Source organism: Serratia surfactantfaciens (assembly GCF_001642805.2).
In the GTDB taxonomy this organism is placed as follows: Bacteria; Pseudomonadota; Gammaproteobacteria; order Enterobacterales; family Enterobacteriaceae; genus Serratia; species Serratia surfactantfaciens.
Genome location: NZ_CP016948.1, coordinates 3,978,555 through 3,999,913 on the forward strand (window position 1 = coordinate 3,978,555; position 21,359 = coordinate 3,999,913).

The 21,359-nt window shown below is 60.8% G+C and carries 22 protein-coding genes; 8 read left to right on the forward strand and 14 right to left on the reverse strand.

Annotation, left to right across the window (positions count from 1 at the left end; translation table 11 throughout):
* Position 1: 1 nt before the first annotated feature.
* The 3 genes from ATE40_RS18620 to ATE40_RS18630 all read right to left on the reverse strand — a co-directional run bounded on the left by ATE40_RS18620 (position 2) and on the right by ATE40_RS18630 (position 2,292).
* Positions 2–418 (reverse strand): secondary thiamine-phosphate synthase enzyme YjbQ, encoded by a 417-nt coding sequence (locus ATE40_RS18620; protein ID WP_063918672.1) that lies wholly within the window; start codon positions 416–418, stop codon positions 2–4.
* A 126-nt stretch (positions 419–544) separates the two neighbouring features.
* On the reverse strand, positions 545–1,738 hold the full coding sequence (locus ATE40_RS18625; protein ID WP_063918671.1) for an amino acid aminotransferase: 1,194 nt from the start codon (positions 1,736–1,738) through the stop codon (positions 545–547).
* Positions 1,739–1,818: 80 nt separating this feature from the next.
* Complete coding sequence (locus ATE40_RS18630; protein ID WP_049201491.1) at positions 1,819–2,292, reverse strand: Lrp/AsnC family transcriptional regulator; 474 nt, start codon at positions 2,290–2,292, stop codon at positions 1,819–1,821.
* Positions 2,293–2,507: 215 nt separating this feature from the next.
* On the opposite strand from ATE40_RS18630, the gene ATE40_RS18635 reads away from it, so the two are divergent.
* Entirely contained in the window at positions 2,508–3,275 is a 768-nt protein-coding gene (locus ATE40_RS18635; RefSeq protein WP_019453213.1) for a transporter substrate-binding domain-containing protein, read from the forward strand.
* A gap of 44 nt (positions 3,276–3,319) precedes the next feature.
* Here the strand turns inward: ATE40_RS18635 and alr are convergent, their stop codons facing one another.
* Both alr and dnaB read right to left on the reverse strand, forming a co-directional pair.
* Positions 3,320–4,399: an alanine racemase gene (gene alr / locus ATE40_RS18640; protein WP_019453214.1), complete on the reverse strand. Its 1,080-nt coding sequence runs from the start codon at positions 4,397–4,399 to the stop codon at positions 3,320–3,322.
* Between the two features lie 17 nt (positions 4,400–4,416).
* Positions 4,417–5,841 carry a replicative DNA helicase gene (gene dnaB, locus ATE40_RS18645; protein WP_025160134.1) on the reverse strand — a complete coding sequence of 475 codons (1,425 nt, stop codon included), beginning with the start codon at positions 5,839–5,841 and terminating at the stop codon, positions 4,417–4,419.
* Between the two features lie 167 nt (positions 5,842–6,008).
* Here dnaB and ATE40_RS18650 point away from each other — a divergent pair, with 167 nt between their 5' ends.
* Positions 6,009–6,992, forward strand: a complete 984-nt coding sequence (locus tag ATE40_RS18650; protein WP_019453215.1) for a quinone oxidoreductase — start codon at positions 6,009–6,011, stop codon at positions 6,990–6,992.
* A 299-nt stretch (positions 6,993–7,291) separates the two neighbouring features.
* Here ATE40_RS18650 and pspG read toward each other — a convergent pair whose 3' ends face one another.
* Both pspG and dusA read right to left on the reverse strand, forming a co-directional pair.
* Complete coding sequence (gene pspG / locus ATE40_RS18655) at positions 7,292–7,510, reverse strand: envelope stress response protein PspG (RefSeq protein ID WP_019453216.1); 219 nt, start codon at positions 7,508–7,510, stop codon at positions 7,292–7,294.
* A 157-nt stretch (positions 7,511–7,667) separates the two neighbouring features.
* Entirely contained in the window at positions 7,668–8,678 is a 1,011-nt protein-coding gene (gene dusA / locus ATE40_RS18660; RefSeq protein ID WP_019453217.1) for a tRNA dihydrouridine(20/20a) synthase DusA, read from the reverse strand.
* 205 nt (positions 8,679–8,883) lie between these two features.
* Between dusA and ATE40_RS18665 the strand changes: the two genes are divergently transcribed.
* Together ATE40_RS18665 and ATE40_RS18670 are read left to right on the forward strand one after the other, a co-directional pair.
* Entirely contained in the window at positions 8,884–9,417 is a 534-nt protein-coding gene (locus ATE40_RS18665; RefSeq protein WP_063918670.1) for a tetratricopeptide repeat protein, read from the forward strand.
* A gap of 18 nt (positions 9,418–9,435) precedes the next feature.
* On the forward strand, positions 9,436–9,969 hold the full coding sequence (locus ATE40_RS18670; protein ID WP_084799185.1) for an RNA polymerase sigma factor: 534 nt from the start codon (positions 9,436–9,438) through the stop codon (positions 9,967–9,969).
* A gap of 21 nt (positions 9,970–9,990) precedes the next feature.
* Here the strand turns inward: ATE40_RS18670 and ATE40_RS18675 are convergent, their stop codons facing one another.
* A complete protein-coding gene (locus tag ATE40_RS18675; protein WP_063918669.1) occupies positions 9,991–10,563 on the reverse strand; it encodes a sugar O-acetyltransferase in 573 nt (190 codons plus the stop codon).
* 244 nt (positions 10,564–10,807) lie between these two features.
* Here ATE40_RS18675 and zur point away from each other — a divergent pair, with 244 nt between their 5' ends.
* A complete protein-coding gene (gene zur / locus ATE40_RS18680) occupies positions 10,808–11,320 on the forward strand; it encodes a zinc uptake transcriptional repressor Zur (protein ID WP_015379223.1) in 513 nt (170 codons plus the stop codon).
* Between the two features lie 105 nt (positions 11,321–11,425).
* On the opposite strand, the gene ATE40_RS18685 is transcribed toward zur, so the two are convergent.
* The 4 genes from ATE40_RS18685 to ATE40_RS18700 form a co-directional block, all read right to left on the reverse strand.
* Entirely contained in the window at positions 11,426–11,635 is a 210-nt protein-coding gene (locus ATE40_RS18685) for a CsbD family protein (protein WP_004936743.1), read from the reverse strand.
* Between the two features lie 314 nt (positions 11,636–11,949).
* Positions 11,950–13,287 carry an MATE family efflux transporter DinF gene (dinF, locus tag ATE40_RS18690; protein ID WP_019453221.1) on the reverse strand — a complete coding sequence of 446 codons (1,338 nt, stop codon included), beginning with the start codon at positions 13,285–13,287 and terminating at the stop codon, positions 11,950–11,952.
* 101 nt (positions 13,288–13,388) lie between these two features.
* On the reverse strand, positions 13,389–13,997 hold the full coding sequence (gene lexA / locus ATE40_RS18695; RefSeq protein WP_025160136.1) for a transcriptional repressor LexA: 609 nt from the start codon (positions 13,995–13,997) through the stop codon (positions 13,389–13,391).
* Positions 13,998–14,099: 102 nt separating this feature from the next.
* A complete protein-coding gene (locus ATE40_RS18700; RefSeq protein WP_019453222.1) occupies positions 14,100–14,468 on the reverse strand; it encodes a diacylglycerol kinase in 369 nt (122 codons plus the stop codon).
* A gap of 148 nt (positions 14,469–14,616) precedes the next feature.
* Between ATE40_RS18700 and plsB the strand changes: the two genes are divergently transcribed.
* Positions 14,617–17,082 (forward strand): glycerol-3-phosphate 1-O-acyltransferase PlsB, encoded by a 2,466-nt coding sequence (plsB, locus tag ATE40_RS18705; RefSeq protein WP_025160137.1) that lies wholly within the window; start codon positions 14,617–14,619, stop codon positions 17,080–17,082.
* Positions 17,083–17,148: 66 nt separating this feature from the next.
* Here the strand turns inward: plsB and ubiA are convergent, their stop codons facing one another.
* Together ubiA and ubiC are read right to left on the reverse strand one after the other, a co-directional pair.
* On the reverse strand, positions 17,149–18,042 hold the full coding sequence (ubiA, locus tag ATE40_RS18710; protein ID WP_063918668.1) for a 4-hydroxybenzoate octaprenyltransferase: 894 nt from the start codon (positions 18,040–18,042) through the stop codon (positions 17,149–17,151).
* The gene (gene ubiC / locus ATE40_RS18715) at positions 18,039–18,554 is read right to left on the reverse strand and encodes a chorismate lyase (protein ID WP_063918667.1); all 516 of its coding nucleotides are present in this window, start codon (positions 18,552–18,554) and stop codon (positions 18,039–18,041) included. Before ubiC ends, ubiA begins: the two co-directional genes overlap by 4 nt.
* Positions 18,555–18,946: 392 nt before the next feature.
* Between ubiC and ATE40_RS18720 the strand changes: the two genes are divergently transcribed.
* On the forward strand, positions 18,947–20,329 hold the full coding sequence (locus ATE40_RS18720; RefSeq protein ID WP_019453226.1) for an MFS transporter: 1,383 nt from the start codon (positions 18,947–18,949) through the stop codon (positions 20,327–20,329).
* 24 nt (positions 20,330–20,353) lie between these two features.
* On the forward strand, positions 20,354–21,355 hold the full coding sequence (locus ATE40_RS18725; RefSeq protein WP_063918666.1) for a LacI family DNA-binding transcriptional regulator: 1,002 nt from the start codon (positions 20,354–20,356) through the stop codon (positions 21,353–21,355).
* Positions 21,356–21,359: the final 4 nt, after the last annotated feature.

The following is a 21,359-nucleotide window of genomic DNA, read 5'->3' on the forward strand; positions in this document are numbered from 1 at the left end:
GTTACTCCCCCTGTAATGTGGCCACAATACGGCGTGCTCCGCCGTGGATGCGGTGCTCCCCCAGCCAGATGCCCTGCCATGTGCCCAGCATCAGCCGCCCGTGCCTGACGGGCAGTGTCAAGGAAGCGCCCAGCAGCGAGGATTTGATGTGCGCCGGCATGTCGTCCGGCCCTTCGTAGTCATGCTGATAGGGTGCGTTTTCCGGCACCTGACGCAGGAAATGCTGCTCCATATCGGCTCGCACCGTGGGATCGCAGTTCTCGTTGAGCGTCAGCGAGGCCGAGGTATGCTGCAGCAACAGATGCAGCAGGCCGGTTTGCAGGCGGTGTAAGTGGGTTAACTGGTTGGCGATCTCGTCGGTAACCAGATGAAAGCCACGCGCTTTTGCGCTGAGGATTAGCGTTTGCTGATGCCACATGAGTGAGCGCCCCTCAATCAGTATATTCTCTCTCCGGTTTGCGGCAACTTCGGCGGCGCGCCGGCAATAAAAAAGGAGCGATATCGCTATCGCTCCTCGATCAACGTCCGTTCAGACTAACAGGCGTTACTGCACCGCGGCAAACGCCTCGGCCACCTGACGCACGTTGTTGTGGTTCAAACCGGCCACGCACATGCGCCCGCTGTGGATCAGGTAGACGCCAAACTCTTCACGCAGACGATCGACCTGCGCCGCGCTGAAGCCGGTGTAGCTGAACATGCCGCGCTGCGCCAGCAGGTAATCGAAGTTGCGCTGCGGCAGCGCGCTCTTCAGGGTGTCCACCAGCGCATGACGCATCTCGAGAATGCGGGTGCGCATGCTCTCCACTTCGTCCAGCCATTGGGTTTTCAGCTGGGCGTCGTTCAGCACTTTGGCCACCAGCTGCGCGCCGAAGTTCGGCGGGCTCGAGTAGTTGCGGCGCACGGTGGCCTTCAGCTGGCCCAGCACGCGCCCGGCCGCTTCTTCGCTTTCGCACACCACCGACAGGCCGCCGACGCGCTCGCCGTACAGCGAGAAGATCTTCGAGAACGAGTTGCCCACCAGGCACGGTAAACCGGCCGCCGCGATGGCGCGAATAGCGTAAGCATCCTGCTCCATGCCGCCGCCGAAGCCCTGATAGGCGATGTCGAGGAACGGAATGATTTCACGTTCGGCGATCACCTTGACCACTTCATCCCACTGGGCGGGGGTCAGGTCGGAACCGGTCGGGTTGTGGCAGCATGGGTGCAGCAGCGCGATGCTGTGCTTCGGCAGCTGTTTCAGCGCGGCAAGCATGGCGTCGAACTTCACGCCCAGGCTTTCGCTGTCGAAATACGGATAGGTATTCACTTTGAAACCGGCGCCGCTGAAGATGGCGACGTGGTTTTCCCAGGTAGGATCGCTGACCCACACCTGCGAATCCGGGAAGTAGCTTTTCAGGAAATCGGCACCCACTTTCAGTGCGCCGGAACCGCCGACGGTCTGAATGGTGGCGATGCGCCCCTGCTGCAGCATCGGGTGCTGCGCGCCGAACAGCAGTTGCTGAATGGCGGAACGGTAAGACTGCAGCCCTTCCATCGGCAGATATACCGAGGCGCCATGCTCGACGCTGTTCAACTGCGCTTGCGCCGCGGCGACCGCCCGCATCTGCGGGATGATGCCCTGCGCATCGTAGTACAGGCCGATGCTCAGGTTTACCTTGTGCGCGCGCGGGTCTTGTTTGAATTTTTCCATCAGCGACAGAATGGGATCGCCGGCATAGGCGTCAACGTTCTGGAACACGGGGTTTTTCTCCTGGTTTATTTATTGTGGTTTGGGCACAGCGTTACGTTCCTAATATAGACGGAAAACCGCATTCGGTTTTAGCTTTCTCGCGCCACCGGCAATAAACCGTTTTCCTTGATGCGATTGAGCACCACCGCCGTTTTGATATGCGCCACGCTTTTGTGCGGCGACAGCGTCTGACTGATGAATTCGCTCAGCGCCGGCAGGTCCGCCACCGCCACTTTGAGCAGGTAATCGGCGTCGCCGGTGGTCTTGTAAGCGTCAAGGATCGCGTCCACTTCCTCCAGCATCTGATGAAAGCTGTCGATCTGCTCCTGCGCGTGCGTGATCAGACTGACTTCGATCAGCCCCACCAATCCCAGACCGACCGCCTCCGGCGCCAGCCGCGCGTGGTAACCGCGGATCAGCTGCGCCTGCTCCAGGCTGATGCGCCGCCGCGAACATTGGGAGGCGGAGAGCCCCACCAGCTCGCTCAGCTCCTGATTGGTCAGACGGCCGTTGGCCTGTAACAGCGTCAGGATTTTCATATCAAAATCGTCAATGTTGTACATAGCCACCTGTAAACTGTGTTAATAAATGTTGACGTTACAGCCTACCAGTTTTTTTACCGTTGCCGACGTCACACCCTGGCGCTTAAATCGCGTACAGCAGCAACGCCCGGCGTTTTCGCCGGTAAGCGGCATAAAAAACGGCTAACCCATGCAGGCAAACGACAATTAACGGCGAAGTAACGCATAAAACCACGAATGTATAAAAAGGACGCCAGATGAAAAAGCTACTCCCCCTCGCGCTGCTGCTCGCCGCCGGCAGCGCCGGCGCGCAATCCCACCTGGACAAAGTGCTGCAGCAAAAGACCCTGGAGGTCTGCACCACCGGCGACTACAAGCCCTATACCTTCCTCAAGGAAGACGGCGGCTATGAAGGTATCGACATCGACATGGCGGAGTCGCTGGCCAAGAGCCTGGGCGCCAAAGTGAAGTGGGTGAAAACCAGCTGGAAAACCCTGACGCCGGACTTCGTCTCCGGCAAGTGCGATATCGCCATGGGCGGCATCTCCGTCACGCTGGAGCGGCAAAAACAGGTGTTCTTCGCCGACAAACTGGATACCGACGGCAAAATCCCGCTGGTGCGCTGCACCGACGTGAAGAAATACCGCACTCTCGAACAGATCAACAAACCGTCGGTGCGCCTGCTGGAGCCGGCGGGCGGCACCAACGAAGCCTTCGTGCACGCCTATCTGCCAAAAGCCAAGCTGACGCTGACGCACGACAACATGAGCATTTTCCAGCAGCTGGTGGATCGCAAGGCGGACGTGATGATCACCGACGCCTCCGAGGCGCTGTATCAGCAGAAGCGTTATCCGAAGCTGTGCGCGGTGAATCCGACCAAGCCGATGCAGTACGGCGAGAAGGCTTACATGCTGCCGCGCGACGATTTGAGCTGGAAACTGTATGTGGATCAGTGGCTGCACCTGGCCAAGGCGACCGGCGAGTATCAGAAGATTATCGACAAATGGTTGGCGGTAAAGAAGTAACGCGTTGAGGAACGGGGCCGACGCACGTCGGCCCCTGCGGCGCATCAGTCGCCGATGTATTCCATCGCCACGCGCTGCGTGAGCTTGGTGATCAGTTCATAAGCGCTGATGCCGGTACAGACGGCGATACGCTCGACCGGCAACGCCGGCCCCCACAGCACCGCTTCATCTCCCACCTTATCGGCGGCGTCCGGCCCGAGATCGACCGAAATCATGTCCATCGACACCCGGCCGACGATCGGCACTTCGCGGCCGTTGATCAGGATTGGCGTACCGGTCGGCGCGCTGCGCGGATAGCCGTCGCCGTACCCCATCGCCACCACCCCCAGCCGGGTATCGCGCGGACTTACCCAGGTGCCGCCGTAGCCGACCGCTTCACCGGCCTTGTGTTCGCGCACCGCGATCAGGCTGGATTTCAGGGTCATCGCCGGCTGCAGCCCATGCTCGGCGCCGCTGCCGTTATCCAGCGGCGATACGCCGTACAGAATGATGCCAGGGCGTACCCACTCGTTGTGGGCGTCCGGCCACAGCAACGTGCCGCCGGAAGCGGCGACCGAGCGCTGGCCCGGTTTGCCGCGCGCGAACTGCTCAAAGCAGGCGATCTGTTTCAACGTGGTGTCGGATTCCGGCTCGTCGGCGCGACTGAAGTGACTCATGATATTGACTGGCTGCGCCACGTTGCGGCAGGCGCACAGGCGCTGATAAAACGCCTCCGCCTGCTCGGGGCGCACCCCCAGCCGATGCATGCCGGTATCGAGCTTCATCCACACCGGCACCGGACGCGCCAGCTCGGCCTGCTCCAGCGCTTCGAGCTGTTCGATGCTGTGCACCGCGGTTTCGATGTTGTTCGCCACCAGCACCGGCAGGTCTTCGGCGCTGAAGAAGCCTTCCAGCAGCAGGATCGGTTTGACGATGCCGCCGGAGCGCAGCATTAGCGCTTCGCCGATGCGCGCCACGCCGTAGCAGTCGGCGTCTTGCAGGGTGTGTGCTGTTTCCAGCAGGCCATGTCCATAAGCGTTTGCTTTCACAACGGCAATCAGGCGGCTTTGCGGCGCCTGGCGGCGCACCTGTTGCAGATTATGTCGCAGAGCGCGGCGGTCGATTACAGCGGTTGCCGCTTTCATTTCAGTTCCTTAGCTGATTATTCGTCATCGTATTGTGGCCCCGCGTAGTTGTCGAAACGAGACCACTGGCCGTTAAAGGTAAGGCGCACGGTACCGATCGGGCCGTTACGCTGCTTACCGATAATAATTTCCGCGATCCCTTTCAGATCGCTGTTCTCGTGATACACCTCATCACGATAGATGAACATAATCAGGTCGGCGTCCTGCTCGATAGAGCCGGATTCACGCAGGTCGGAGTTAACCGGGCGTTTGTCGGCGCGCTGCTCCAGGCTACGGTTCAGCTGCGATAGCGCCACCACCGGCACCTGCAGCTCTTTCGCCAGCGCCTTCAGCGAGCGCGAAATCTCGGCGATTTCCAGCGTACGGTTATCGGACAAGGCCGGCACGCGCATCAGCTGCAGGTAGTCGATCATGATCAGGCTAAGCCCGTCGTGCTCGCGGAAAATGCGCCGCGCGCGCGAGCGCACTTCGGTCGGCGTCAGGCCTGAGGAGTCGTCGATGTACATGTTGCGCTTCTCCAGCAGGATGCCCATGGTGCTGGAAATGCGCGCCCAGTCCTCGTCGTCGAGCTGGCCGGTACGGATGCGCGTCTGATCCACGCGTGACAGCGACGCCAGCATACGCATCATGATCTGCTCGCCGGGCATCTCCAGGCTGAAGATCAGCACCGGTTTTTCCTGGGTCATCGCGGCGTTTTCGCACAGGTTCATGGCGAAGGTGGTTTTCCCCATCGATGGACGGGCGGCGACGATGATCAGATCGGACTTTTGCATGCCCGCGGTTTTCTTGTTGAGGTCCTGATAGCCGGTATCGACCCCGGTCACGCCGTCGTGCGGCTGCTGATACAGCTGCTCGATACGCGACACGGTATCTTCCAGGATGCGTTCGATGCCCTTCGGGCCCTCGTCTTTGCTGGCGCGGTTCTCGGCGATTTGGAAGACGCGGGACTCCGCCAGATCGAGCAGATCTTCACTGCTGCGCCCTTGCGGATCGTAGCCGGCGTCGGCGATCTCGTTAGCGACCGAGATCATCTCGCGCACCACCGCGCGCTCGCGCACGATGTCGGCGTAAGCGCCGATGTTGGCGGCGCTCGGGGTGTTCTTCGACAGCTCGGCCAGGTAGGCGAAGCCGCCGACCGAGTCCAGCTCGCCCTTCTGCTCGAGCGATTCGGACAGGGTGATGAGGTCGATAGGCTTGCTCATCTCCAGCAGACGCTGCATCTCGGTAAAGATCAGGCGGTGCGGACGGCTGAAGAAATCGTTGGCGACCACGCGCTCCGCCACGTTGTCCCAGCGCTCGTTATCCAGCATCAAACCGCCCAACACCGACTGCTCGGCCTCCAGCGAGTGCGGCGGCATCTTCAGCCCTTCCATCTGACGATCTCTGGAACGCTCTCTGGTTTCGTCCGCGTTTGTTTTGTTGGTTGGTTTTTTTCCTGCCATGAAACGTAGTCTTTATCCGGTTGCGAATGAAGGATCCTGACGCGAGAGTATACGTGATTTTTGCGTCATAACCGATGCAAAAAAGGTATTGGCCCCCGCACGGGCGAACTGGATCTCCGCGACTAAAAAGAATAGGGTGAAATCAGACACTCCAACGAGGTAACGACATGGCCAAGCGCATTCAATTCTCCGCCACCGGCGGGCCGGAAGTCTTGCAATACGTTGATTTTACACCGCTCGATCCGGCCGCCGGCGAAGTGCAGATCGAGAACAAGGCGATCGGCATCAACTACATCGACACCTATGTGCGCAGCGGGCTATACGCGCCGGCCAGTCTGCCGAGCGGCCTCGGCACCGAGGCGGCCGGCGTGGTGGTCAAGGTCGGCGCCGGGGTCAGCGCGATCAAACCGGGCGACCGGGTGGTGTATGCGCAGTCGTCGCTCGGCGCTTACAGCGAAATCCACAACGTGCCGGAAGAAAAAGTGGCGCTGCTGCCGCACAACCTGAGCTTTGAACAGGGTGCCGCCTCTTTCTTGAAAGGGTTGACGGTGCACTATCTGCTGCGCCAGACCCACGAAGTGCAGCCGGGTGAAGTGTTCCTGTTCCATGCCGCCGCAGGCGGGGTTGGGCTTATCGCCTGCCAATGGGCCAAAGCGCTGGGCGCGCGCCTGATCGGCAGCGTCGGGTCCGACGAAAAAGCCGCGCTGGCCAAGCAGGCCGGCGCCTGGGCCACCATCAACTACCACAAAGAGGATATCGCCCAGCGAGTAGCCGAGCTGACGCACGGCGAGAAGGTTGGCGTGGTGTACGATTCGGTGGGGCAAAGCACCTGGCAGGCCTCGCTCAACAGCCTGAAGCGGCGCGGTCTGATGGTCAGCTTCGGCAACGCCTCCGGCCCGGTGACCGGGGTCGATCTGGCGCTGCTCAATCAGAAAGGTTCGCTGTATGTCACCCGCCCTTCCCTTAACGGCTACGTGACCAACCGCGCCGAGCTGCAGTACGCCAGCAACGAGCTGTTCTCGTTGATCGGCAGCGGCGCTATTCGGGTGGAAGTGAAAGACGAGCAGAAATTCGCGCTGGCCGACGCCCAACGCGCGCACCAGGTGCTGGAAAGCCGCAGCACCAGCGGTTCCAGCCTATTGATCCCCTGATAACGGCCAAAGAAAAGGGCTCCTTGCGGAGCCCTTTCTGTTACTGCGTTTTGTAGGGGTAGAGCAGAGTCCGCCAGAGACAGGGGTTGCTTCAGCAACACGAATTTTAGTTGTCTCTCACGGTGATGAAATTGGTCGCATCACTGCATCGATAAATATCCTAACAGCCCCGTCCGGCAAAAAACACGCTTTATGTGCCACATCGCGCGGGAAAACTGCCAAGCTGTGATCGCTGCCGCATTAGCGGTGCGGGCGATTGCGCAAGTTTCAGCGTGACTGACTGATTATTCAGCAAAAAATCAGTAGCGTCTGATCTGAGGTTTCTGCATCGAGCGGTAAATCCACACCCCGACCACCGCCAAAATCAGCCACGGCAGCAGCTTAAACACCACCGCGAACAATCCGCCCAACAACATGAACGCCGCCGCCACCAACAGCGCGGCGAAGATCCCCAGCAGCGAGATGCCGGTCACCATCAGCATCACCACAAAGCCAATGAGAAAGAAGATTTCCAACATGATTGCTCCTTTGCAATACAACGTATCTGCAGAGTGAATTACAAGAAGCGTGCCAGAACGGCGAAAGCGCTAACGCATTGAAATGATTAGACAGGCATCCAGTGATACGCTGAATGCCTGGCGAAAAAGACTAACTATTGGTGAAGTTTTTTGTTAATTACGCCATTTCGACCCGCGGTTGGCGCACCAGCGCCAGCGCCTGCTCCACCACCCGCGCATCGGCGCCCGGTTTATGGGCGTTCTCGCTCAGATGGCGGCGCCACTGACGCGCACCCGGCACGCCCTGGAACAAACCGAGGATGTGGCGAGTGATGTGGCCGAGGTAGGTGCCGTTGGACAGCTCGCGCTCGATATACGGATACAGCGCTTCGACGATCGCCACGCTGTCCGGCACCGCGGTTTGCGCGCCAAACAGTTCGCTGTCGACCCGCGCCAGAATCCCCGGATTCTGGTACGCCTCGCGCCCCATCATCACGCCGTCCAGATGCTGCAGGTGCTGCTGCGCCTCTTCCAGCGTTTTCACCCCGCCGTTGATAGCGATGGTCAGCGCCGGGAAATCCCGCTTCAGCTGATAGACGCGCGGGTAGTCCAGCGGCGGCACTTCGCGGTTTTCTTTTGGGCTGAGGCCGGAGAGCCAGGCTTTGCGGGCGTGAATGGTGAACATGTCGCACTCGCCGCGCCCGGCGACGGTCTGAATAAAGTCGCACAGGAAGGCATAGCTGTCCTGATCGTCGATGCCGATGCGGGTCTTCACCGTCACCGGGATCGACACCACGTCGCGCATCGCCTTGATGCAGTCGGCGACCAGCGTCGCCTGGCCCATTAAACAGGCGCCGAACATGCCGTTTTGCACGCGATCGGACGGACAGCCGACGTTGAGGTTAATTTCATCGTAACCGCGCTGCTCCGCCAGTTTGGCGCAGTGCGCCAGCGCGGCCGGATCGCTGCCGCCCAGTTGCAGCGCCACCGGATGTTCTTCTTCGCTGTAGGCCAGATAGTCGCCCTTGCCGTGGATGATCGCGCCGGTGGTCACCATCTCGGTGTACAGCAGCGTTTCCTTGGTCAGCAGGCGGTGGAAGTAACGGCAATGACGATCGGTCCAGTCGAGCATTGGCGCGATGGAGAAACGATTGGCGGCGTAGGTTGGGGCGTGGTTGTCTTTCGTCATGCTGAGTTACTGGCTACCTGATGTCTGTCTGAATTCAACGAACGGCGCGCGGCCGCAAACGGCTATTATAACGACAATCGGCGCCGTTGGGAAAACCGCCTTGTCGCCGACAAAAATTAAGTGGGGGATAAAGCGAATAAACCCACTCGCTCAGGTGTTATCTCATTACGGGCGCGCACGGCGCCTCTGCCTTGAGGACACAACCATGAACAGCTTCATTAAACGCCTGCTGGCATCGGCCATTGCCGGCTGCCTGCTGTTTTCCGGCGGGGCGCTGGCGATGGGCGGCGACGGTAGCGGCCAAACCCCGCCAACCTGTCCGAAAGGCCAGGTCTACGACAGTAAAACCCAGACCTGCACGGTGGATAAAAGCAGCAAAGTCGACGACGCCGACCGCACTAACTATGCCTATGCACTGGCGAAAAGCGGCCGCTATCAGGAAGCGATCGATATGCTCAACACGCTGAAAAATCCCAACACCGCCATAGCGCTGAATTATCGCGGCTACGCCACGCGCAAACTTGGCCGCACCGATGAGGGTATCGGCTATTATTTAAAATCAGTGGCCCTCGATCCGAAATACCCCAAAGTGCGCGAGTACCTGGGTGAAGCCTATATGCTGAAAGGGCGGCCCGACCTGGCGCGCCAACAGCTGCAGGTGATCCAGTCGCTGTGCGGCACCGGGTGCGAGGAGTACCGAGATTTGGCGGCAGCCATCGACCGCCATCCGGAATCTTGATCCGACGCGCCTGCGGAGGTGACTATCAGCGGCGATGCGATACGCGATGAACTCGGCCACTATCTCTCCCGCCTGTGGCGCTATGCGCTGGTGCTTTCGCACCGGCGGGATGTCGCCGACGACCTGGTGCAGGCGACCTGCGTGCGTGCGCTGGAGCGCGCCGCGCAATTCACCCCCGGTTCACATCTGGATCGCTGGCTGTTTGCCATCTTGCACTCTATTTGGCTCAATGAAGTTCGCGCCCAGCTCCTTCGCCAGGGGCAAGGCTGCATGGTGGCGGAAGAGCTGGGCGATGCGGACACCGGTGAACAACCGGTCTTGCTCAATGAAGTGATGCGGCGCGTAAACCGGTTGCCGGCGGCCCAGCGCAACGCGCTGTTTCTGGTGTATGTCGAAGGGCTGTCCTACCGGGAAGCGGCGAAAGTGCTGACGGTGCCGATCGGCACCGTCATGAGCCGCCTGGCGGCCGCACGCCAGGCATTGGCCGATGACCGACAACGGCAACACCGTAAGGAAAGCCATTCGCCCCCCTTACCCCACTCCCGCCGATAAACCGTCGGCCAGCGACCGTACTTATTCCAACGCGCGGATAACCCGGCACGGCTGCCCCAGCGCCAGCACGTTGGCCGGGATGTCGCCGGTCACTACGCTGCCCGCACCGATGGTGGTGCCGTCACCGATGGTCACCCCCGGCAGGATCACCACGTTGCCGCCGATCCATACGTTGTTGCCGATGGACACCGGCTGCGCCGAGGTGCGGAAAGGAAAATCCGGATCGCCGGTGAAGCGTTCATCGGCCTTCAGCGGATGACTCGGCGTGTAGATTTGCACGTTAGGGCCGACCAGCGTGTTATCGCCGATGGTGATGGTATTGCAGTCGAGGAACACCGCATTGACGTTGATAAAACAGTTCTTTCCGATGCGGACATGTTGACCATAGTCGCACCAGAATGGCGTTTCAATCCAGCTTGCTTCTCCCCAGGCGCCGAACAGCTCGCCGAGCAGGCGGTTTTTTTCGTCCGCCTGATGCGAATCCAGCGCACCCAGGCATTTAGTCAACGCCCTCGCCCGGTGGTACATGGCGATCAGTTCTTCATCGCGGCTGTTGTACACCTGGCCGTTTAACAATTTCTCTCTTTCCGTCATCACGCGGGGCTCCAGCTTTTAACGCGGGTGAGGCGCGTTATACCGCTCTCACCGCCCGCTCTCCAGCGCTAAAATCGGCAATGTTGATTTGCCGCCCGCCTGCGGGAAAAAGTTGTGATACACCTCTCGTTTAACGCGGCCAACGCGCCTTTCTCTGCACTATCCTCAGGGGAAAAGGGGCAACTCTCGGCGATTCGCCGTAATCATGGTAAAATCGGCTTTTTTACGTACCGGGATATTTGCGATGAACTCAACCACCCAGGAAAAGCTGTTGGCGCAGGCGGAACGCCTCTGCCAGCAACGCAATGTGCGATTGACGCCGCAACGGCTGGAAGTGCTGCGTCTGATGACTCAGCAACCCGGTGCAATCAGCGCTTACGACCTGCTAGATCTGCTGCGCGTCGCCGAACCGCAGGCCAAGCCGCCGACGGTTTACCGCGCGCTGGATTTTCTGCTGGAGCAAGGTTTTATCCATAGGGTAGAGTCCGCCAACAGCTACGTGCTGTGCCATCACTTCGAACAGCCGATGCATACGTCCGCGCTGTTTATCTGCGATCGCTGCGGCCAGGTGACCGAACGCACTACCGAGGGCGTAGAAGAAACGCTGCAGAAGCTGGCGCAGGAGGCCGGATTTGCGCTGCGGCACAGCGTGGTGGAGGCGCACGGTCTGTGTGCCGGCTGCGTGGAGGTTGAGGCTTGCGACAGCAAGCATGACTGCGCCGAACACGATCACAGCATCGCCATCAAGAAGAAGTAAGCAATACGAAGTCAGGTACTTCCTTGTACCTGCGGCCGGGACGCCAGAGGATGGGGCGACGCCGGCCTGCGCTGTGCGTGCCGCCTTCAATGGCGGCCCTGCAAATTACCAGCGGTGTTTGGTGTGATCTTCCCAGGCTTTCACCTCTTTCTCGGCCGCCTCTTTCTGATAACCGTAGCGTTCCTGAATTTTACCGACCAGCTGTTCGCGTTTCCCTTCGATGACCGTCAGATCGTCATCGGTCAGCTTGCCCCATTTTTCCTTCACTTTGCCTTTAAGCTGCTTCCAGTTACCGTCGGCTTGATCTTTATTCATAGTCTCTCCGTTAACCTGTGGTGAATCAGCGATCCCTGTAACCGGCCGGGGTTAACCAGAAATATTTCTGGCTGATTACGCCCTCACCTTAAGGGTAATCACGCCCATTCATTCGCCAGCCACAAGACTAATTCTAGTCAAAAAAATAAATTAAAATAAAAAAACCAGTATAAAAAACCATTAATAAATAAAATAAAAACAAAAAATGCCAACAAACAAGAAGCTAACGTGAACAGGCCCGGACCGAAAACATGTAAGTAAACATGAATGAAAGCATAAAAAAATCTAATTTATTACCCAACAAAGTTTCTGGACTAGCGTGCAGTAAACCAACTGCCACGCAGCTGGTGACGGTGCCAGATCCAGCCCAACGCCAAGCCGCGCAGCGCCAAAAACACCGCCAACGCCAGCCAGAGCCCATGGTTACCGAGCAGCGGCACGCTGAACAGCGCAATACCATATCCCGCCGCGGCCACCGCCATGCTGTTGCGCATCTCGGCGCCGCGCGTGGCGCCGATAAACATGCCGTCCAGCAAATAGCACCACACGCCGACCAGCGGCAGGATGACCTGCCAAGGTAAATAGTGGGCGGCTAACGCACGCAGCTCCGGCAAAGAGGTCAACGCCGCCACGATCTGCTGGCCGATGACGGCATAGGTCAGGCCAAAGGCCAACGCGACCAGCCCCGCCTGCCGACAGGCCGCGTGCCACACCTTGCGCAGCTGGCTGTCGTCCCGAGCGCCGTAGGCGTGGCCCGAATGGGCCTCCACCGCATAAGCGAAGCCGTCGAGCGCATAAGCGGTGAACGTCAGCAGATTCATCAATACCGCGTTGACCGCCACGACATCGCTCCCCAAGCGAGCGCCGAAGATGGTCAGCGACGCAAAACACAGTTGCAGCAACAATGAGCGCAACATGATGTCGCGGTTGAGCGCCAGCAGGCGGCGCAGATCGCCCCGCCAAGCCTCACACAGCATCGGCAAGGTGATGCCGCGCAGGCGCATCACCCGCCACGCCAGCCACAGGCCGAGCAGCAACGTGGCGTATTCGGCGATGGCGGTCGCCGCCGCCGCTCCCCGCACGTTCCAGCCCAGGCCCATCACCAGCCAGATATCCAGCACAATGTTCAGCAGGTTGCCGACGATCAGCAGGATCACCGGCGCACGCACATACTGCACGCCGAGCAACCAGCCCAGCAGCACCAGATTGGCCAGCGCCGCCGGAGCGCTCAGCCAGCGGATCTCAAGAAAACGCCGCGCCTGTTCCAGCACGTCGGCATTGCCGCCGACGATCTGCAGCGCCAGTTCGATCAGCGGGTAGCGCAGCAGGACGATCGCCACCCCGGCCAACAGCGCCAGCAGCAGCGGTTGCATAAACGCGCGCGCCAGCGCCTGGGGGTTCTGCGCCCCCAGCGCCTGTGCCGCCAGGCCGGTCGTGCTCATGCGCAGGAACAGCAGCAGCATGAACAGAAAGCTGGTCGCCACCGCACCGATCGCCACGCCCCCCAGATAAATGGGGCTGTCGAGGTGGCCAATCACCGCAGTGTCCACCAGTCCGAGCAGCGGCACGGTGATATTGGAGAAAATCATCGGCAATGCCAGGCGCCACAGGGCTTTATCGGTGTCGCTGGTGAAGGCGGAAATCAAACGCATGATGAGATGTTCCCGTAACAGTGGCGAAGGGCAAAGTCAGAAACAAAAACGCCCCAGAACAGGGGCGATTGATACAGGGAGCGGTACGGATGGCGCGGCGTTTAAATCCAGTCGCCGTTGCGGATCACGCCAACCGCCAGCCCTTCGATAGTGAAATTCTGCTGACGCAGATCGACCACGATCGGTTGGAATTCGTTGTTCTCCGGCAGCAGCTCAACCACGTTGCCGTGTTTTTTCAGGCGCTTGACCGTCACTTCGTCTTCGATGCGCGCCACCACGACCTGGCCGTTGCGCACGTCTTGCGTTTTGTGCACCGCCAGCAGATCGCCATCCAGGATGCCGATGTCGCGCATCGACATGCCGTTCACCCGCAGCAAGAAATCGGCGCTCGGTTTAAACAGGGAAGGATCCACCTGGTAGTGCCCTTCGATGTGCTGCTGCGCCAGCAGCGGCTCGCCGGCGGCGACGCGGCCGATCAGCGGCAGGCCTTCCTCTTCTTCCATCAGCAGGCGGATGCCGCGCGACGCGCCGGAGACGATTTCAATCACCCCTTTGCGCGCCAGCGCCTTCAGATGTTCTTCGGCGGCGTTAGGCGAGCGGAACCCCAGACGCATCGCGATCTCGGCACGCGTTGGCGGCATGCCCGTTTGCGAAATATGATCACGAATCAGATCGTAGACCTCTTGCTGTCTGGTAGTTAGTGCTTTCATTCCGCCCCCTGTTTGTTTATACAGTCTTGCTGTGAGTATATACAGGTAAGCGCGGATTGGGAACCGAAGAATAAATAAAAATCAGTCAGTAGGCGCCTTTCGTCAACCGAAATGCTGCCATAAGACCGTGCCCCAAACGAACAGCGCCAGCACGATCGCCAGCGACACCGCCGCCGATCCCATGTCCTTGGCCCGGCCGGACAGCTCGTGATGTTCGCTGCCGATGCGATCCACCACCGCCTCGATCGCGCTGTTCAGGATCTCGACGATCATCACCAGCGCTACCGATCCGATCAATAAAATGCGCGCTATCGCACCCACATCCAGCCACACAGCCAGTATGATAGCCAGGACGGTCGCCACCAGCTCCTGGCGGAACGCCGCCTCGTGTTGCCAGGCGGCGGAAAGCCCTTTATAGGAATAGCCGGCGGCCTTGATGATGCGGGTCAGGCCGGTTGCTTGGTTTGCCATGTTTTCGTGCCTTTCTCAGAGGTCGGTCATAATAAAAAGAGTCTAGAACAGTCCGCGCTGACGGCTCCCGGTTTTCGAACACCACAGATCTGCTACCCGGTTTCTGGTATGCTTGCGGCGCATTGCTAACAAGAGGCTTCACGTTGTTATGTCAGGTTGGCGTAAAATTTATTATAAACTATTGAATTTACCACTTAAATTGTTGGTAAGAAGTAAGGTCATCCCATCAGATCCGGTTACCGAGCTAGGGTTGGATCCCTCACGGCCGATTTTGTATGTTTTGCCTTACAATTCCAAGGCGGATTTGCTGACGCTGCGCACCCAGTGCCTGGCGCAGGATCTGCCCGATCCGCTCGACTCGCTGGAGATCGACGGCACCGTGCTGCCGAGCTACGTGTTCATTCACGACGGCCCGCGCGTGTTCCGCTATTACACCCCGAAAGAAGAGTCGGTAAAACTGTTCCACGACTATCTGGATCTGCATCGCAGCAATCCGGATCTCGACATCCAGATGCTGCCAGTTTCGGTGATGTTCGGCCGCTCGCCGGGCCGCGAAGGCCACGGCACGCCGCACCTGCGTCTGTTGAATGGCGTGCAGAAATTCTTCGCCGTGCTGTGGCTCGGCCGCGATAGCTTCGTGCGTTTCTCCAACACCGTTTCGCTGCGCCGCATGGCCACCGAGCACGGCACGGATAAAACCATCGCGCAGAAACTGGCGCGCGTGGCGCGCATGCACTTCTCGCGTCAGCGCCTGGCCGCAGTAGGCCCAAGCCTGCCGGCCCGTCAGGATCTGTTCAACAAGCTGCTGGCGTCAAAGGCGATCGAAAAAGCGGTCGAGGACGAAGCGCGCAGCAAGAAGATCTCGCACGAGAAAGCCCAGCAGAACGCTATCGCGCTGATGGAAGAGATCGCCGCCGACTTCTCTTACGAAACCGTGCGTCTGTCCGATCGCGTGTTGAGCTGGACCTGGAACCGGCTGTATCAGGGTATCAACGTCACCAACGCCGAGCGCGTGCGCCAGCTGGCGCAGGACGGGCACGAGATCGTCTACGTGCCCTGCCACCGCAGCCACATGGACTACCTGCTGTTGTCGTACGTGCTGTATCACCAGGGCCTGGTGCCGCCGCACATCGCCGCGGGCATCAACCTCAACTTCTGGCCGGCCGGTCCGATCTTCCGCCGTCTCGGCGCGTTCTTCATCCGCCGCACCTTCAAGGGCAACAAGCTCTACTCGACGGTGTTCCGCGAATACCTCGGCGAGCTGTTCACCCGCGGCTACTCGGTGGAATACTTCGTGGAAGGCGGCCGTTCCCGCACCGGTCGTCTGCTGGAGCCGAAGACCGGCACCCTGTCGATGACCATCCAGGCGATGCTGCGCGGCGGCGCCCGTCCGATTACGCTGGTGCCGATCTACATCGGTTACGAGCACGTGATGGAAGTGGGCACCTACGCCAAAGAGCTGCGCGGCGCCACCAAGGAAAAAGAGAGCCTGCCGCAGATGGTGCGCGGCCTGCGCAAGCTGCGCAATCTGGGCCAGGGTTACGTCAACTTCGGCGAGCCATTGCCGCTGACGGCTTATCTCAACCAGCACGTGCCGCAGTGGCGCGAGTCGATCGATCCGATCGAAGCCCAGCGCCCAAGCTGGCTGACGCCGACGGTCAACGATCTGGCCGGCCAGATCATGGTGCGCATCAACAACGCCGCCGCGGCCAACGCCATGAACCTGTGTTCCACCGCGCTGCTGGCCTCGCGCCAGCGTTCGCTGACCCGCGAACAGCTGATTGAACAGCTCGAGTGCTACCTGCAGCTGATGCGCAACGCGCCTTACGCGCGTGACGTCACCGTGCCGACGCAAACGCCGGACGAGCTGCTGGATCACGCGCTGAACATGAACAAGTTCGAGGTGGAGAAGGACAGCATCGGCGACATCATCATTCTGCCGCGCGAGCAGGCGGTGCTGATGACCTATTACCGCAACAACATCCACCACTTGTTGGTGTTGCCGTCGTTGATCGCCAGCATCGTGATGCATCACCGCCGGGTATCGCGCGCCGAGCTGCTGCGCCAGATCGGCATGATCTACCCGATGCTGAAGGCCGAGCTGTTCCTGCACAACGACAAGGAACAGCTGCCGGAGGTGCTCCGGCCGATGATCGACGAGCTGATCCGCCAACAGCTGATCTGCGACAAAGGCGACGAGCTGGTGCTGAACCCGGCGCGCATTCGCCCGCTGCAGTTGCTGGCCGCCGGGGTGCGCGAAACCCTGCAGCGCTACGCCATCACCATGTCGATCCTCAGCGCCAACCCGAGCATCAACCGCGGCGCGCTGGAGAAAGAGAGCCGCATCATGGCGCAGCGCCTGTCGGTACTGCATGGCATCAATGCGCCGGAGTTCTTCGACAAGGCGGTGTTCTCCACCCTGGTGGCGACATTGCGTGAAGAGGGCTATATCAACGACAGCGGTGACGCGATCCGCGAGCACACCCTCGAGGTGTATAACATGCTGAGCGATCTGATCACGCCGGAAATCAAGCTGACCATCGAAAGCGTTAATATGCCGGCGGAGACCAACGACCTGCCGCAAGCCGACGCGGAAGAAGAGCAAGACGAGTGATTTCGCCCGGCGCGGAAAAACAAAAGGCACCCCATGGGGTGCCTTTTTTCTTGCTTTGGGGAACCGTTACCCCGGCAGATAACTCAACGCGATGCCGATAAACACCACCAGCCCGACATAGTTGTTCTGCAGGAAGGCTTTGAAGCAGGCGTCGCGCTCACGCCCGGCGATCTGCTTCTGCTGGTGAATAAACAACGCGCCCGCCAGCAGCAGCGACCAGTAAAACGCCCCGCCGAGCTGCGCCAGATACCCGACCCACGCCAGCAGCAACAGCGTCGCGAGCTGCAGCAGCCCGACGATCAGTTTGTCATAACGGCCGAACAGGATAGCGGTGGACTTGATGCCGATCTTGAGGTCGTCATCGCGATCGACCATCGCATACAGCGTGTCGTAGGCCACCGTCCAGCAGATGTTGGCCAGCAGCAACAGCCAGCAGCTGAGCGGCAGCGATTCGCTGACCGCCGCATAGCCCATCGGAATGCCCCAGCCGAACGCGGCACCCAGCACAAACTGCGGCAGGTTGGTCACCCGCTTCATGAACGGATACACCCAAGCCAACGCCAGCGCCGCCAGCGACAGCCAGATGGTCATCGCGTTCAGCGTCAGCACCAGGCAGAACGAGATCAGCACCAGCACCACGAACAGCACCTTGGCCTCTTTCGCGCTCACCCGGCCGCTCGGCATCGGCCGCCCGGCAGTGCGCTTCACGTAGCCGTCCACCGCGCGATCGGCGTAGTCATTCACCACGCAGCCAGCGGCGCGCATCAGGAACACGCCGAGCACGAACACCACCAGAATCGACAGCGGCGGCACGCCTTTCCCGGCCAGCCACAGCGCCCACAGCGTCGGCCACAGCAGCAGCAGCGTGCCGATCGGTTTATCAATGCGCATCAAATGGCTGTAAGCCCGCCATTTACTTTGAGTCACGCTTCCCTCCAAGGTCTTGCTCTCCTCTCTCATGCGGGAACCGCTGAATACAGCGGTGAAGCCGGTAAAAACAGTTCGGTCAGCAACAGCGGCTTCCCCGCCAACCGCAGCCGCGAACGGCGCGCCCAGAGCGCGTCCTGCCGGCCGATATGAATATAGTCACGGGTCAGATCGCCGCTGCTGAACAGATAGCGCCCGAGCGGCAGCGTGCCCAGATCCACCAATGCCTGATCGGGGCCGGTCAGCGTATTTTCCGGGATCACCGTGCGCCCCAACAGCCAGGGCTGGCCGTCGCCCAGCAGCACCACTTCGCGCAGCCAGTAGCGCGGGCTGTCGGGTAAGTGGTTCGCCTCGTCGCCCAGCGCTTCGCGCGTGACGAAGCATTCGCGCTGCGGTTCGACACGCACCTGGGCGCAATGACGTTCAAATCGGCGGGTCATGGAGCCTAACTCCATCAGCCAGTCGCTGACGGCGGCGGGCGCCGGAGGATCCTGTTCGGACAGCCACTCCAGCGGCGGCAGGATGGAATCCCTGATGCCAGACATTGTTTTACTCCTCGCCTGGACCGCAGCCGGTACGGCGCGCCAGACGATACAAACTGTTAACAGGCCCCCATTGTAGCGCAGAAATGCGAAAGCGGCAGGCTGATTCGTGGCGAAAACGCCGCTCGCCTCGTCCGGAAAAACCGAAGTTCTGTCATCTTTTTGCCATCCGCATTCTCTATCTTCATTCCCCGGCGCGCTGGCGATTCTGTGATCGCACGCAAAGTTTCAGCTTCCTCGCGTTGTGTTATCTACGCGCGTAGATACTCTGATGCCGCAGCGTTGAATCGCCATGCGTCCGACATGATTTGCCGGCACACCTTTGTCGCCGACACCAGGGAAACCATCTTTAACCGCGCCCCTCAAGGCGCAGAACAAAAGAGGATAGCACTGCCATGAGCGAAACAACGCTTGCCACTCCACAGTCCGCCGACGCCGCGCTGGCGGCCGATGAACGCCTGGCAACCAAAGAGGGGCGCAGCCAATTTTGGCGCGCCACCTTCTCCTGCTGGCTCGGCACCGCCATGGAATACGTCGATTTTGCGCTGTACGGCCTGGCGGCCGGCATGGTGTTCGGCGATGTGTTCTTCCCCGAAGCCACGCCGCTGGTCGCGCTGTTGGCAAGCTTCGCCACCTACTCCGTCGGCTTCGTCGCACGGCCTATCGGCGCGTTGGTGTTCGGCTGGATCGGCGATCGCAAAGGCCGCCGCGTAGTGCTGATCACCACCGTGGCGCTGATGGGCCTCTCCACCACGCTGATCGGCCTGATCCCGTCCTATGCGCAAATCGGCGTCTGGGCCCCCGCCTGCCTGGTGATCCTGCGCTTCGCGCAGGGGTTCGGCGCCGGCGCGGAGCTGTCCGGCGGCGCGGTGATGCTGGCGGAGTACGCACCGGCCAAACGGCGCGGGCTGGTGGCGTCTATCATCGCCATCGGCTCCAACAGCGGTACCCTGCTGGCATCGCTGGTATGGCTGCTGGTGCTGCAGCTCGACAAAGAAGACCTGATGAGCTGGGGTTGGCGCATTCCGTTCCTCGCCAGCATTCTGATCGCCGGGGTGGCGCTGTATCTGCGCCGTCACGTACGGGAAACGCCGGTTTTCGAACGCGAGCTGCAGCAAAACCACCAGCGCATGCTGGACGCCGCCCATGCCGCGCCAGATACGCGCAGCTACCTGCAACGCACCAAGGCGTTCTGGGTGATGCTCGGCCTGCGCATCGGCGAGAACGGCCCCTCTTACCTGTGTCAGGGCTTTATCGTCGGTTACGTCGCCAAGGTGCTGATGGTCGATAAATCGGTGCCGGCGCTGGCAGTGTTGATCGCCTCGCTGTGCGGTTTTCTGGTGATCCCGCTGGCCGGTTGGTTGTCTGACCGTTTCGGCCGCCGCATCACCTACCGCTGGTTCTGCCTGCTGCTGGTGCTGTACGCCTTCCCGGCGTTCTGGCTGCTCGACAGCCGTGATCCGGCGATCGTCATCTCGGTGATCGTGGTCGGCATGTGCATCGCGTCGCTGGGGATCTTCGGCGTGCAGGCGGCCTACGGCGTCGAACTGTTCGGCGTGAAGAACCGCTACTCCAAGATGGCGTTCGCCAAAGAGCTCGGCTCGATCCTCTCCGGCGGCACCGCGCCGCTGATCGCCACCGCGCTGCTGTCCGGTTTCGGTCACTGGTGGCCTGTCGCCTGCTATTTTGTTGTAATGGCGGCCATCGGCTTAATCACCACCTTCTTTGCTCCCGAAACCCGCGGCCGCGATCTCAACCTGCCGCAGGATGCCGCGTAGCAAGAAGGCGAACAGGATCCCAATTTGGATAATCACTCCGCGCGACGCGTTACCCGCGCCGACGTGGCCCGCGTAGCGGGTACCTCCGTCGCCGTGGTCAGCTATGTGATCAACAACGGCCCGCGCCCGGTGGCGGAAGCCACCCGGCTGCGCGTGCTGGCGGCGATCGAGCAAACCGGCTACCGCCCGAACGATATCGCGCGGGCGTTGGCCTCCGGCAGTACGCAAACCTACGGGTTGGTGGTGCCGGATATTTCCAACCCGTTCTTCGCCACGCTGGCGCGAGCGCTGCAGCAAGAGGCCTTCAGCCGCGGCCGCGTGTTGCTGCTGGGCGACGCCGGCGACGACCGGCAGCGCGAGTATGAGCTGATCAACAACCTGTTACGTCGCCAGGTCGACGGCCTGCTGTACACCAGCGTCGATCGCCACCCGTGGTTCGATCTGATCCGCGCCTCCGGCACGCCCTGCGTGATGATTGACACCATCGACAGCCAGGCCGACGTCTGCGCCATTCGCGTCGACGAACGCGACGCCGCCTGCCAGGCAACCCGCCATCTGCTGCAGCACGGCCATCGTGATATCGGCATTTTTATCGGCCCGCTGACCATGCTCAACGCGCAGGATCGCCTGAACGGCTGGCGCGATGCACTGCTGGAGGCGGGCATCGCGCCGCGCGACGAGTGGATTTTCGAGGTGCCCTACACCCGCCAGGGCGGCTACCAGGCCACCCAGCGCCTGGTGCGAGGCCCGCGTCCACGCGCTATTTTCACCTCTAACGAACAGCAGGCGCTCGGCTGCCTGTCGGCACTGGCGGAGCATGGGCTGCGCGCGCCGGACGATCTGGCGCTGATCTGTTTTAACGGCACGCAGCAATCCGAATTCAGCGTGCCGCCGCTCAGCGCGGTCGAGCAGCCGATCGACGCCATGGCCAAGCGGGCCATCGCCATGCTGGCCGCCGGCGCCGTACCCGCCGAGCCGCACGAATTCGCTTTTCAACTGCGCATCCGCCGCTCGTGCGGCTGTTAGCGGT

Coding starts and splice junctions, on each gene's coding strand:
- alr (WP_019453214.1), bottom strand. CDS start 4,399: ATGAAAGCGGCAACCGCTGTAATCGACCGCCGCGCTCTGCGACATAAT.
- ATE40_RS18675 (WP_063918669.1), bottom strand. CDS start 10,563: ATGACGGAAAGAGAGAAATTGTTAAACGGCCAGGTGTACAACAGCCGC.
- lexA (WP_025160136.1), bottom strand. CDS start 13,997: ATGAAAGCACTAACTACCAGACAGCAAGAGGTCTACGATCTGATTCGT.
- ATE40_RS18635 (WP_019453213.1), top strand. CDS start 2,508: ATGAAAAAGCTACTCCCCCTCGCGCTGCTGCTCGCCGCCGGCAGCGCC.
- zur (WP_015379223.1), top strand. CDS start 10,808: ATGAACTCAACCACCCAGGAAAAGCTGTTGGCGCAGGCGGAACGCCTC.
- ATE40_RS18665 (WP_063918670.1), top strand. CDS start 8,884: ATGAACAGCTTCATTAAACGCCTGCTGGCATCGGCCATTGCCGGCTGC.
- ATE40_RS18630 (WP_049201491.1), bottom strand. CDS start 2,292: ATGTACAACATTGACGATTTTGATATGAAAATCCTGACGCTGTTACAG.
- dusA (WP_019453217.1), bottom strand. CDS start 8,678: ATGACGAAAGACAACCACGCCCCAACCTACGCCGCCAATCGTTTCTCC.
- ATE40_RS18720 (WP_019453226.1), top strand. CDS start 18,947: ATGAGCGAAACAACGCTTGCCACTCCACAGTCCGCCGACGCCGCGCTG.
- pspG (WP_019453216.1), bottom strand. CDS start 7,510: ATGTTGGAAATCTTCTTTCTCATTGGCTTTGTGGTGATGCTGATGGTG.
- ATE40_RS18620 (WP_063918672.1), bottom strand. CDS start 418: ATGTGGCATCAGCAAACGCTAATCCTCAGCGCAAAAGCGCGTGGCTTT.
- plsB (WP_025160137.1), top strand. CDS start 14,617: ATGTCAGGTTGGCGTAAAATTTATTATAAACTATTGAATTTACCACTT.
- ATE40_RS18700 (WP_019453222.1), bottom strand. CDS start 14,468: ATGGCAAACCAAGCAACCGGCCTGACCCGCATCATCAAGGCCGCCGGC.
- dinF (WP_019453221.1), bottom strand. CDS start 13,287: ATGCGTTTGATTTCCGCCTTCACCAGCGACACCGATAAAGCCCTGTGG.
- dnaB (WP_025160134.1), bottom strand. CDS start 5,841: ATGGCAGGAAAAAAACCAACCAACAAAACAAACGCGGACGAAACCAGA.
- ATE40_RS18685 (WP_004936743.1), bottom strand. CDS start 11,635: ATGAATAAAGATCAAGCCGACGGTAACTGGAAGCAGCTTAAAGGCAAA.
- ubiC (WP_063918667.1), bottom strand. CDS start 18,554: ATGTCTGGCATCAGGGATTCCATCCTGCCGCCGCTGGAGTGGCTGTCC.
- ATE40_RS18650 (WP_019453215.1), top strand. CDS start 6,009: ATGGCCAAGCGCATTCAATTCTCCGCCACCGGCGGGCCGGAAGTCTTG.
- ubiA (WP_063918668.1), bottom strand. CDS start 18,042: ATGAGAGAGGAGAGCAAGACCTTGGAGGGAAGCGTGACTCAAAGTAAA.